The sequence below is a fragment of the Bifidobacterium sp. ESL0745 genome, from assembly GCF_029433335.1.
Classification (GTDB): Bacteria; Actinomycetota; Actinomycetes; order Actinomycetales; family Bifidobacteriaceae; genus Bifidobacterium.
Genome location: NZ_JAQTHX010000001.1, coordinates 828,349 through 841,051 on the forward strand (window position 1 = coordinate 828,349; position 12,703 = coordinate 841,051).

General features: G+C 55.8%; 8 protein-coding genes. 2 read left to right on the plus strand and 6 right to left on the minus strand.

The features are described from left to right. Positions 1 to 105: 105 nt before the first annotated feature. The 3 genes from PT275_RS03155 to hemW form a co-directional block, all read right to left on the minus strand. Entirely contained in the window at positions 106 to 1,647 is a 1,542-nt protein-coding gene (locus PT275_RS03155; RefSeq protein WP_277152248.1) for a glutamate synthase subunit beta, read from the minus strand. Next, positions 1,647 to 6,230: a glutamate synthase large subunit gene (gene gltB, locus PT275_RS03160; RefSeq protein ID WP_277153641.1), complete on the minus strand. Its 4,584-nt coding sequence runs from the start codon at positions 6,228 to 6,230 to the stop codon at positions 1,647 to 1,649. The genes PT275_RS03155 and gltB overlap by 1 nt, the downstream gene beginning before the upstream one ends. Positions 6,231 to 6,535: 305 nt before the next feature. Continuing rightward, complete coding sequence (hemW, locus tag PT275_RS03165) at positions 6,536 to 8,029, minus strand: radical SAM family heme chaperone HemW (protein WP_277152250.1); 1,494 nt, start codon at positions 8,027 to 8,029, stop codon at positions 6,536 to 6,538. A 262-nt stretch (positions 8,030 to 8,291) separates the two neighbouring features. Between hemW and PT275_RS03170 the strand changes: the two genes are divergently transcribed. Further along, positions 8,292 to 9,596 (plus strand): AAA family ATPase, encoded by a 1,305-nt coding sequence (locus tag PT275_RS03170; RefSeq protein ID WP_277152253.1) that lies wholly within the window; start codon positions 8,292 to 8,294, stop codon positions 9,594 to 9,596. 17 nt (positions 9,597 to 9,613) lie between these two features. On the opposite strand, the gene PT275_RS03175 is transcribed toward PT275_RS03170, so the two are convergent. The 3 genes from PT275_RS03175 to lepA form a co-directional block, all read right to left on the minus strand. Further along, positions 9,614 to 9,904 (minus strand): type II toxin-antitoxin system YafQ family toxin, encoded by a 291-nt coding sequence (locus PT275_RS03175; protein ID WP_277152255.1) that lies wholly within the window; start codon positions 9,902 to 9,904, stop codon positions 9,614 to 9,616. Continuing rightward, entirely contained in the window at positions 9,885 to 10,166 is a 282-nt protein-coding gene (locus tag PT275_RS03180; RefSeq protein ID WP_277152257.1) for a type II toxin-antitoxin system RelB/DinJ family antitoxin, read from the minus strand. Before PT275_RS03180 ends, PT275_RS03175 begins: the two co-directional genes overlap by 20 nt. Before the next feature lie 64 nt (positions 10,167 to 10,230). After that, a complete protein-coding gene (gene lepA / locus PT275_RS03185; protein ID WP_277152259.1) occupies positions 10,231 to 12,123 on the minus strand; it encodes a translation elongation factor 4 in 1,893 nt (630 codons plus the stop codon). A 265-nt stretch (positions 12,124 to 12,388) separates the two neighbouring features. Between lepA and rpsT the strand changes: the two genes are divergently transcribed. Then, positions 12,389 to 12,649 carry a 30S ribosomal protein S20 gene (gene rpsT, locus PT275_RS03190; RefSeq protein ID WP_277144664.1) on the plus strand — a complete coding sequence of 87 codons (261 nt, stop codon included), beginning with the start codon at positions 12,389 to 12,391 and terminating at the stop codon, positions 12,647 to 12,649. The last annotated feature ends 54 nt before the right edge of the window (positions 12,650 to 12,703 follow it).

Below are 12,703 nucleotides of genomic sequence, written 5' to 3' on the forward strand. Positions count from 1 at the left end.
TTCCTTTCGGCTCTTGAGTTCGTTCTATTACTAGATTTTAACCCGAACCCTGCCAAGCCGACCGCACTTTGACTTCTTCAGATTTCTTGATATTTCTCGGTGCATTCAGACTCTCGGAAGCACCATCGGTTTCTGGGTGGAAACGATGGGGGCGGGCAGCTCGGTGATGCCGTTGAGGAAACGGTCGACGGCGGAGGCACAGCTGCGGCCTTCGGCTATCGCCCAGACTACAAGGCTCTGGCCTCGTCCGGCGTCGCCGCACACAAACACGCCATCCTGGCTGGTCTCGAATTGCTTGTTTCTCGCGACATTACCGCGTCCGTCAAGTTCGACAGGCAGCTGGTCAAGTAGCGTGGAGGTGTCGGGATGCAAAAAGCCCGTGGAAATCAGTACCAAATCGGCGTCAATGATCCGCTCAGTACCGGCAACGTGTTCCCGTCGCCCGTCCGCCGTGCTTTTGACATCAACGACCTTGACACCGGTGATATGGCCGGATTCATCGGCCACGAAACCTCTGGCCAAGCCAGTGTCATCAAGCGTGACGCGTTCGGTTTCGGCAACTTCCTCGATGCCGGTGAAGCTGACGGTATCAGTGTTGTATTCGTAGGTGCCGCCTTCTTCCATCGAGGTTGTCGGCTGGTAGAGACGCGCATAGGTCGGCCATGGCTGATTGTCGGGACGGACGCTCGGTTCCTTGGGATTGATCTGCAGGACAGTGATGCTCGTAGCACCTTGTCGGATGGCGGTTCCCAGGCAGTCAGAGCCGGTGTCGCCGCCACCGATGATGACGACTTTCTTGCCGTTGGCGTCGATGTTGTTGACCGGTTCCTTGCCTTCGCAACGCCGATTGGCATCGGGCAGGAAGTCCATGGCGAAATGAATGCCGTCAAGCTCGCGGCCGGGCACGTTCACATCGCGGGGCACGCCGGAACCAATGGCGACAACCACGGCATCGTAGCGCGAACGCAGCTCATCCCAGCTTACGTCCTTGCCGATTTCCATATTGGTACGGAAGACAGTGCCTTCAGCCTCCATCTGCTCGATGCGTCGATCGATCAGGTGCTTGTCGAGTTTGAAGGACGGTATGCCATAGCGCATGAGACCACCGATTTCGTCGTCACGCTCGTAGACGACGACGGTGTGTCCGGCGCGTGTCAGCTGCTGGGCGCAGGCGAGACCGGCAGGGCCGGAACCGACGATGGCAATGGTCATGTCGGTCAGGCGCTGCGGTGGCATCGGCTTGACATAACCAAGTTTCCAGGCCTGGTCGATAATGGTCTGCTCGTCGGCCTTGATCATGGTCGGCGGCTGGTGAATGCCCAAGACGCAGGCCTGTTCGCAGGGTGCGGGGCAAATCAGGCCGGTGACCTCGGGGAAATTGTTGGTTACGGAAAGCCGCTGATAGGCTTCGTCCCACTGACCTTGGCGGACCAGATCGTTAAAGTCTGGGATGATGTTGCCAAGAGGACATCCTGTCATACAGAACGGCGTACCGCAATCCATGCAGCGCGCGGCCTGCTCCTTGGTCCAAGGCTGGAAGCCGGATTGGGCATGCACGTCCTTCCAGTCATGGATACGTTCGGCGACTGGCCTGTCCTGCGCTTCGTGGCGGGTACGTACCTTGAGGAATCCTTTGGGATCGCTCATTAGTCCACTCCTTCCATCACATGTTCATAGACATTGTCCCAAGCGCCGGGAGCGTTGAAATCAACGTTGTTGGCACGGGCCTCGTCCATTGCGGCGCTCATCGCCACGAACTGTTTAGGCACGACGTGTGTGAAGCGGGTACGTGTCTTGTCCCAATCATCAAGCAGGCTTTGGGCAAAGGCGGAACCGGTTTCTTCGGCGTGCTTCTTGACCATTTGACGCACATGCTCGGCCTCGTCATCCAACGGTTCGAAAAGCAGCGAACCCGACTTGACGGCACCCGGATTGACCTTGTTCATATCCAGATCGAGCACGTAGGCGTGGCCGCCGGAGAAGCCGGCGCCGAAGTTGCGGCCGGTCGGGCCGAGCACCACGACGGTGCCGCCGGTCATGTATTCACAGCCATGGTCGCCCACACCTTCCACCACGAATGTCGCGCCGCCGTTGCGCACGGCGAAGCGTTCGCCAGCGCGCCCGGCGACATACATCTCGCCGCTAGTCGCACCGAAACCGGTGACGTTGCCGGCGATGACATTGGTGTGCGGGTCAAAGCTCATTTGGCCGTCTTCCGGACGGACGATGATGCGTCCGCCGGAAAGCCCCTTGGCCGCATAATCGTTGACCTCGCCATAGATGCGCAAGGTCTCGCCGCGCGGGATGAACGCACCGATGGACTGGCCGCCGGAACCGCGCAGGGTCATGTCGATGGTGTCGTCGGGCAGGCCTTTGGCACCGTAGCGCTTGGTGATCTCGTAGCCGACCATCGTGCCGACGGTGCGGTTGACGTTGCGGATCGGCAGATCGAGACGCACGGGCTCACGATTGTCGAGTGCAGGCTTGACCAGTTCGATGAGCCTGTTGTCGAGCGCCTTGTCGAGCTCGTGGTTCTGCTTGATGGTCTGGTGCAGGATCGTTCCGGGTGTCGGGCCGGACTGGGCGAGGACGTTGGTCAAGTCGATGCCGTTGGACTTCCAGCGTTCCACCGCTTCGTCCTGATCGAGGCATTCGACGTGGCCGACGGCCTCTTCGAGGCTGTGGAAACCGAGTTGTGCCAGCAGTTCGCGTACCTCGCGGGCAATGAACATGAAGAAGTTGATCACGTATTCGGGCTTGCCTGTGTATCGCGCGCGCAGTTCCGGATCCTGAGTGGCGATGCCTTGCGGGCAGGTATTCAGGTTGCAGGCTCGCATCATGACACAGCCTTCAGCCATCAGCGCCGTGGTGGCGAAACCGAATTCCTCGGCGCCGAGCAGCGCGGCGATGACCACGTCGCGACCAGTTTTGAGCTCACCGTCGCACTGCACAACAATACGTGAACGCAAGCCGTTCAGGATCAGTGTCTGCTGGGTCTCGGAAAGTCCAATCTCCCAGGGGGTACCGGCGTGTTTGATGGCGTTCAGCGGAGCCGCGCCGGTGCCGCCGTCGGAACCGGAGATGAGCACCACATCGGCATGGCATTTGGCCACGCCGGCCGCCACAGTACCGACGCCGAATTCGGAAACGAGCTTGACGTGGATGCGGGCCTTCGGGTTGGCCATCTTCGCGTCGTAAATCAGCTGCTTCAAATCCTCGATGGAGTAGATGTCGTGGTGGGGCGGCGGCGAAATGAGCTCGACACCGGGCGTGGCGTGGCGCACGGTGGCGATCCACGGCGGCACCTTGGCTCCGGGCAAGTGGCCTCCCTCTCCAGGCTTGGCGCCCTGCGCGAGCTTGATCTGCAGGTCGGTGGCGTGGACGAGATAGTCGCTGGTGACGCCGAAACGGGCAGAGGCGATCTGCTTGATGCGGCTGGAACGAAGCGGGTCTTCGATACGGTCGTCGGATTCACCGCCCTCGCCGGAATTGGAACGTGCGCCGATGGAGTTCATCGCGATAGCGAGCGTTTCATGCGCTTCCTGCGAGATGGAACCGTAGCTCATCGCGCCGGTGGAGAACCGCTTGACGATCTCGCTTTCCGGCTCGACCTCCTCGATCGGGATGGGCTTGCGGTTTCCGGTGAATTTCATCAGCCCGCGCAGAGTCATCAGTCGGTTGGAGGTGTCGTTGACGTGCTGCGAATACTTCTTGAAGAGGCCATAGTCGCCACGTTGGGTGGCCTGCTGCAAAAGGAACACGGATTCGGGATCGTTCAGGTGGTCCTCGCCGGTTCTCCTCCATTTGTATTGGCCGCCGACGCGCAGCCTACGGTGCGGGGTGGCCGTCCACTGGTTCGGATAGGCGACGCGGTGGCGGATGGCAACTTCCTCGGCGATCTCGTCGAGGCCGATGCCGCCGACGCGCGAAGTCGTGCCGGTGAAGTATTTGTCGATAACGTCCTGGTTCAGGCCTACGGCTTCGAACAGCTGGGCTCCGCGATAACTCATGATGGTGGAGACACCCATCTTGCTCATGATCTTCAAAACCCCAACGGACAACGCCTTGCGCAGGTTCTCCACACCGGTTTTGGCATCGACGTCAAGGAAGCCGCCACGGGCCAGATCCTCCACGGATTCGAAGGCAAGATACGGGTTCACACAGGCCGCACCATAGGCGACCAGCAGGGCGACATGGTGAATCTCTCGCACGTCACCGGCCTCGACAGCCATCGAGACCTGCGTGCGGGTGTGGGTGCGCAACAGATGGTGCTGCACTGCGCTGGTGAGCAACAGCGAAGGAATCGGGCCCCACGTATGGTTGGAATCGCGGTCGGAAAGCACGATGAAGTTCTTGCCGTCTGCGATGGCGTGGTCGACCTCGTCGAAAATCTCCTCAAGACGGGCCTCGAGCGCTTTGCCGCCGCCGGCGACCTGGTAAAGGCCGTGAACGATGAACGGCTTGTAATACCCATCGAGCACCTTGGCGCGGTCAAGGCGCTTGAGCTGGGCCATCTCGTCGGAATCGATGACCGGATTGGGAATGACGATTTTCTTGGCCGAAAGCTCCAAGTCCTCAAGCAAATTGGGTTCGGGTCCGATGGCCGAGGCCAGGGAGGTCACGATCTCCTCGCGCTCCCAGTCCAACGGCGGGTTGGTGACCTGCGCAAACTTCTGGGTGAAGTAGTCGAAAAGCATGCGGCTGTGGCTGGAGAGCACGGGCTGCGGCGTGTCGTTGCCCATCGCGCCGATCGGTTCCTTGCCAGTGTTGGCCATAGGCCGCAGCAAAATCTTTAGGTCTTCCTGTGTATAACCGAACGCACGTTGGCGGCGAACCACGGAGACGTTGGAATGGCGGACGTGTTCACGTGCCGGCAGGTCGCTCAGGCTGACCGCGTTGCCTTCAATCCATTCGCGATACGGATGCTGCGTGGCAAGTTGATGCTTGATTTCCGTATCAGGCACAATGCGCCCCTCGGCGGTATCGATGAGGAACATCTTGCCTGGTTCGAGCCTGCCTTTGGCGACGATGCGTTCCTGTTCGGTTTCTGGCAACACGCCAGCTTCGCTGGCCAGCACGACATAGCCGTCATCAGTCATCTGCCAACGTCCCGGACGGAAGCCGTTGCGGTCGAGCTGCGCCCCGACCAAAGTGCCGTCAGTGAAAACGATGTCGGCTGGACCGTCCCAAGGTTCGATTAGGGAATTGTTATATTCGTAAAACGCCCGTACGTCGGGATCAAGCGTATCGTCCTTCTCCCAAGCCGGCGGCAGCATCATCAGCACCGCGTGCGGCAGGCTACGGCCCGCAAGATGCAACAGTTCCAAGCACTCATCGAAGGTGCCGGAATCGGAATAACCGGGGGTAGCCACCGGCAGCAACGGCTTGAATTCCCCCAGCAATTTGCTGCTCAGTTTGCCTTCACGGGCGGAAAGCCAGTTGCGGTTGCCTTGGATGGTGTTGATCTCGCCGTTGTGGGCAATAAGGCGGAATGGCTGGGCAAGCGGCCAGCTCGGGAACGTGTTGGTGGAGAAACGCGAATGGACGATGGCGATGGTCGTCTTCATCTTGGCATCAGTCAGATCCGGGAAGAATCCGGTAAGCTGCATTGTAGTGAGCATGCCCTTGTAGGTAATCGTCCGCGCGGAAAGCGAGGCGAAATAGACCCCGGCCTCGTGCTCGGCACGCTTGCGTACACGGAACGCCTTGCAGTCAAGTTCCAGACCACCCAGCGATTCCTGTCCCTCACCCTTCGGCGAGGCCATGATCAGCATCTCGAATGCCGGCATGGATGCCAATGCCTGCAATCCCAGCCCGTCAGGATTGGTAGGAACCGTACGCCAGGCGAGTACTTCCAAGCCTTCTTCGGCCACGATATCGGCAATCTGCCGCTTCTGCTCGCCCGCTGCCGCCAGATCGCGATCAAGGAAAGCGATGCCGGCGACAAAATGACCGGCTTCGGGCAAATCGGCTTCGATCACTGAACGCATGAACTCGTCAGGCATGGCCAACAGAATCCCGGCACCATCGCCAGTGTTCTCTTCGGCCCCCACAGCCCCGCGATGGTTCAGATTGACGAGCACCTCGATGGCATCGTCGACAATCTTGCGTTCCGGCCGCTTGTTCAAGGTGGTGACCATGCCGACACCGCACGCGTCGTGCTCCGCCGCGGGGTCATACATACCTTCCGGGCGATGAATAGTCAAATCGAGTGGGGTCTTAAACGTCACCACAATCACCTCTAGCTTCCGATAATGAATACTCTGTTACGAGTGCTCTCATAGATTACCGGTATGTAATGTCAGGAATGTATCAATGTCCATTTTCGGACAAAATCTTCCACATCCTGGACATCTGACTATCGTCGGGTACACTTCAATGTGATTATCTCCGCATATCGGCACCAACACCGATCAAAATCACACTTTTCGGACATATTTCATGATTATCTCTGTAACTTTGCCGCAATCAGCCGCAATCAAGTTGAATGTCATATACGCGAACTCGAATGAGTAATTCTTCGCGTTACGTACCGTCACCAGCCACAGATGTCGAGCACTTGTTCGACGACCGTATCGTTGAGCAGTCGGCCCCGCAACGTCGGCACGATGCGATTGTCGTCTTGAATCTCAATCAAACCAGACTGCTCTATTTCACGGAGTTTCGTGCGATCGACCACATGCCCGGAAGCCTGTTCGATGCGCGAAATATCGATCCCTTCGCGCAGACGCAACCCGAGCATCACCGTTTCCTCAAGGTTTTCCTCGTGGGTGATGGCCTCGCTGCCCTGCCACGGGACATTGCCCGTGTGCATCGCCTCGGCCCATTTGCGTGGATGGGCGATATCCCAAGCGCGTATGCCGAACTGGTTGGCATCGGAGTGAATATCGTCATCGGCTTCAAAGCAGGTATCGTCACGTTGGTTCTGTGTCTCGTCCAAGACCTCAGACTTTGGCAAAGGCAGATTCATCCCAGACTTGGTCGTATCAGCCATACTCTGGTTACTCTGTTTGTTTGATGCAGCCATCCGAGAAGTCTTTTGATGGCGCGATGGGTCATGGCCAGTCTGAAAGTCACTTTGATTGCCCGATGCGTTATGTTCGGTCTGAGTGGCGTCCGTCTTTCTGAATCCGTCTTCGCCAATATCGCGAGCGCCGGAAACCGCGTGTTCCTGCCATGCACCGACATTCGACGTGCGATAGTGCGAGTGCGCTCCGGGACCAATGCCGGCCCAATCGACGTTGCGCCAATACCCCAGATTGTGACGACTCTCATAACCGGGACGTGCCCAATTCGAAATCTCGTACCAATTCAACCCAGCCTGTTTAAACAGCTCGTCGGCAATTTCATACTTCGCCGCCTCATTATCGTCATCAGGTTTGGCGATAGCCCCGGCCTTGATCTGCCGACCCATTTTCGTGGTGGGTTCGACGGTCAGCGCATATGCCGAAATATGATTCACCCCCAATTCGATGGCGGTTTCGACGGACTTGCGCCAGTCATCCATACTCTCGCCGGGTGCCCCGTAAATGAGATCGACGCTGGAACGCAACCCCACCTTGTTCGCTGCTTCCACCCCCGCGGTCACATTGGCCGGGGTATGCGTGCGATCAAGCGTTTTCAACACATGTGGTACGGCTGATTGCATACCGAACGAAATACGGGTGAATCCCTTCGCCGCCAACGTTTCCAAATATCTTTCGTCAACCGTGTCAGGATTGGCTTCGGTGGTGATTTCCGCGCCTTCCTCGATACCCCAGATGTCCTTCACCGCATGAAGCATACGTCCAAGGTCGTCCGCCGGCAACAGGGTCGGCGTCCCTCCCCCGAAGAACACCGTCGAAGCCGCAGGTTCGTTGATTCCGTGCCGTTCCTGCCACGCCCTGACCAGCCGCATCTCATCGATGGCGAGGTTCGCGTAGTTGTCACGCGACGCGCCCCCACCCATATCGACGGCCGTATACGTGTTGAAATCGCAGTACCCGCACCTCCGGTAGCAGAACGGCACATGAATATAAACCTCGAACATAGCCTTCTACCCTACCTTGGGGCGGTTATTTATGGTTTTGCCATCACTTAACAAGTCTAGGACAAGTTTTTTGACCATCATTTTCCAATATCGCCAGGTAACAAAATTGCATTTACCCTTGATTCCCTCTCTTCAAAAATTATATATACCGAATTTGGATGAGACACGGTTGGATTCATGTATATTTATGCAGCAAATGAGGTTGGAAAAGTGTACAATCATTAGAAGAATAAGGTTGGAAAAGTGTAAGAATGGATGAAAAATGACACTGTTTCGTAAGGTTTACCAAGACTTGCTGAATTGGAAAAACAACAAGACTACACAAGCTTGCCTTGTGACGGGTGCCAGACAGGTGGGCAAGACCTTCATCGTCGACGAATTCGGACGCAAGGAATATGAGCATTATATTCATCTCGATCTTATTGAACAGCCCGAAATGTTGTCCACATTCAACGCTGCAAATGGCGCTGAAGAGTTATTCTTGGCTATCTCAGCAGTCGCCGGAGCAAACATGGTGCCAGGAAACACGCTGATTTTCATCGATGAAGTTCAGGAGTGCAGCAAGATAGTCACCGCGATTAAGTATCTAACCCAGCGAAAAGGCTATGACTTTATTCTTTCCGGTTCTCTACTCGGAGTCGAGCTTAATGACGTACGTTCTTTCCCGGTCGGATATCTTCATGCAATCGATATGCACCCTCTTGATTTCGAAGAATTTTGTCGGGCCAACAGCGTCGGAAAAGAGGCCTGGGACGAAGCTCTGAATGCATTTCGTTCACATCGGCCAGTCAGTTCAGCCGTTCATGAACGATTGATGACTCTCTTTCACCGATACCTCGTCATCGGCGGTATGCCCCAAGCAGTTGATGAATTTGTCCGTACGCAGAACCTTGGTCAGGTCAATATCGTACAAAATGATATTTTGCACTTCTACCGAGCTGATATTACTAAGTACGCCGATAACCGAAAACTTGCCATTCGGGAAGTTTTCGATCAGATGCCTTCACAACTGAATTCACAATCCAAACGCTTCAATTTCAGCGCTTTAGCTTCACAAGGACGTTACGAGCGCTACCGTGACGATTTCCTGTGGTTAGTCGATGCCGGTGTCGCATTACCTGTGCGCAATGTGAAGGAACCACGCGCACCGCTCAAACTGGCGGAAAACCGACAATACTTCAAACTCTTCTTCAACGATGTCGGTCTACTCGCCGCTGCATGCGGAATGCAGGTCACCCGTAGCATCATCAGCGACAAGCTTGGAGTGAATTACGGTTCTATATATGAAAATGTTGTTGCGGAAGAACTGCACGCACACGGACACGAGCTTTATTACTATCGCAACAAAAAGTTCGGGGAACTCGATTTCGTCATCGACACACCAATATCTGGGACAATACCAATTGAGGTTAAATCAGGAAAAGACTATAAGCGCCACAGTGCGCTTAGCAATGTGATGAAAACACCAAACTGGGACATCGATCATGCCATCGTCTTGTGTGAGGACAATCTTTCGGTAGAAGACAACATCATTTATTGCCCTGTTTACATGGCTGCGTTTTTATAGAAAACTCTTTGCTTACGTTATTTACCCAACAACTGGCGGTGAGTACCGGTCTCCACCAGTATGAGTGTCAGAGTTTCGTGCTTGATTTCATAAATCAACAACCAATCAGCATCAATATGAAGCTCGCGAAATCGCCGCAAGTTACCTTTCAACGCATGATCACGATATTGGCGACGCAGCATTTCCTTGTCCTGCTCCATCAGAAGACGAATCACATGTTCTAACTCGTCGAAATCATAATGCTTGCGTTGAAGCTGCTTTGCCTGCCGTAAAAACTTCGACGTACGCTCAATCCGTTGCAGTACCACGAAGCTCCTTCATCAAGTCATCAACGTTGTCGAATGAACGGGTCGGACCGTCAGCAGCTTTCAGCACGCTTTTTTCGAACTTGGAAAGCGTCGGTTGGAAAGGTAACCCCTGATCGTTGATAGTCTGCTGCAAAAACATGTTCAGCGCGGTCGACATATCCAAACCAAGCTTGGCAAAAATCGAATTTGCCTCCTCTTTTGTCTCCTCGTCGGTACGAAAGTTAATTCGCGTGGTCTTGGGCGCGTTAGCAGTAAAACTCATGATGGCTCCTTATAACAACATTTGAGTCCAATGTTAACACAGTGGACTCAAATGTTCCATTCAATCATTTCACGGCCTTTTCGGCGGCGCGAATCTTGTTTTTGGTGTCGATGTCCATGGACTGGTTGGAGCCGGCCTCGCCGGTGGACAGGGCGGCGACGAACGCCTCCTGCGGCACCTCGACATGACCAAGCATCTTCATACGCTTCTTGCCGGCCTTCTGCTTCTCCAGGAGCTTGCGCTTACGGGTGATGTCGCCGCCGTAACACTTGGCAAGCACGTCCTTGCGCAGGGCGCGAATGGTCTCGCGGGCAATGACGCGGGAACCGATGGCCGCCTGAATCGGAATCTCGAACTGCTGGCGCGGAATGAGTTTCGAAAGTTTCTTGGTCATCATCACGCCGTAGCTATATGACTTGTCACGGTGGACGATGGCACTGAACGCGTCGACCTTCTCCCCCTGGATCAGGATGTCGACCTTCACCAAGTCCGCGCTCTGCTCGCCGTCCTCGTGGTAATCAAGCGAAGCGTAGCCTTTGGTGCGGCTTTTGAGCTGGTCGAAGAAATCGAAGACGATTTCGGCCAGTGGGATGCGATAGTGCATCTCGACACGCTCGGGGCTCAAGTATTCCATCGTGCCCATTTCGCCGCGGTGGTCCTGGCAGAGATCCATCACCGAGCCGATAAATTCCTTGGGGGTGATGATGTCGGCCGCGACCATCGGCTCGACGATCTGCTTGATCTTGCCGTCCGGGAATTCGCTCGGGTTCTTGACCTCGTGCGTCGTGCCGTCTTCGGTGGTGACCTTGTAGGTCACGTTCGGGGCGGTGGAAATCAGGTCAAGCCCGAATTCTCGGCTCAGGCGCTCGACCACGATCTCCATGTGCAACAGGCCGAGGAAACCGCAACGGAAGCCGAAGCCCAACGCCACGGAAGTCTCCGGTTCATAAGTCAATGCCGCATCGTTCAATTTGAGCTTGTCGAGCGCGTCACGCAGTTCCGGGAATTGTGCGTTGTCGATCGGGAAGATGCCGGCATAGACCATCGGATGTGGGTCGCGGTAGCCGGGCAACGGCTCGGTGGCCGGCCGGGCGGCGGAAGTTACGGTGTCGCCGACCTTGGACTGGCTGACATCCTTTGCGCCGGTAATGATATAGCCGACTTCACCGGCGCCAAGCGCCTTGGTAGGTACCATATCGGGGCTGATCACGCCGATTTCGATGGGTTCGTGCGTCATGCCGATGCCCATCATGTGTACCTTTTCGCGGCTTTTGAGCTCCCCGTCGACCATACGGATATAGGTGACGATGCCACGATAGGTGTCGTAAACGGAATCGAAAATCAGCGCACGTGCAGGAGCCTTGGAGTCACCATGAGGGGCGGGAATCTCCAAGACAATCTGGTCGAGCAAATCCTTGATGCCTTCACCGGTTTTACCGGAGACGCGCAGCACATCCGAGGGCTTGCAACCCAGCAGATTCGCGATCTCTTCAGCGTGCTTGTCCGGTTCTGCACTGGGCAGATCGATTTTGTTCAGGACGGGGATAATAGTCAGATCGTCTTCGATGGCCATGTACAGGTTGGAAAGCGTCTGCGCCTCGATGCCTTGTGTGGCATCGACCAGCAGCACCGCACCTTCGCACGCGGCCAAGGCTCGCGATACCTCGTAAGTGAAATCGACGTGGCCCGGAGTGTCGATCATGCCGAGCGTGTATTCCTGCCCGTCGAAGGTCCACGGCACACGCACGGCCTGGGATTTGATGGTGATGCCGCGTTCCTGCTCGATGTCCATGCGGTCGAGGAACCGGTCGTGCATCTCACGTTGCGGAACGATGCCGGAAAGTTGGAGGATGCGGTCGGCCACCGTCGACTTGCCGTGATCGATATGCGCGATGATGCAGAAATTACGAATCAGCGATTGGTCGGTGAATCCCGGTTTGTTCTTCGCCTCAGTCACTGATGCCACTCCTTCACATACGGATATCCATAACGGAACCTTTACGATTCCGCCTTCTTGTATAGTAAGCCTTATTCTAACGGCCGCGGTAGGCAAAGGGATTACGGAACGATGCAATAGACAAAGTGTCCCTGTATTGCGAAATCTTCGAACCTATGCAAAAAAAGAAAGATAGGAATATTCAACGAGAAGAACGCAAATATCGGCATGAAGTGTTATTCTTAATTTTTGTATGTCCTTATAGAAAACGTTGTTTGGAGAAATTGTGGCAAACATTAAGTCGCAGAAGAAGCGCGTGCTGACCAATGAAAAGGCGCACAAGCGCAATGTGTCCGTGAAGTCCAGCCTGAAGACTGCGATTCGCAAGACCCGTGAAGCCATCGAGTCCGGAGACAAGGCAGCAGCCCAGGCCGCTTACCAGATCGCCGGCCAGAAGCTCGACAAGGCCGCCAGCGCAGGCGTGGTTCACAAGAACCAGGCCGCCAATCGCAAGTCGAATCTCGCAGTCGCCATCAACAAGATGTGAGATAAGCACTCAAGGTTCAAGCTTTTAAACGCTTGGCACTGGAAATCCCCGTGA

Bases quoted from the DNA above. Each gene is read 5' to 3' on its own strand.
- PT275_RS03155 (WP_277152248.1), bottom strand. From the start codon at position 1,647: ATGAGCGATCCCAAAGGATTCCTCAAGGTACGTACCCGCCACGAAGCG.
- hemW (WP_277152250.1), bottom strand. From the start codon at position 8,029: ATGTTCGAGGTTTATATTCATGTGCCGTTCTGCTACCGGAGGTGCGGG.
- PT275_RS03170 (WP_277152253.1), top strand. From the start codon at position 8,292: ATGACACTGTTTCGTAAGGTTTACCAAGACTTGCTGAATTGGAAAAAC.
- PT275_RS03180 (WP_277152257.1), bottom strand. From the start codon at position 10,166: ATGAGTTTTACTGCTAACGCGCCCAAGACCACGCGAATTAACTTTCGT.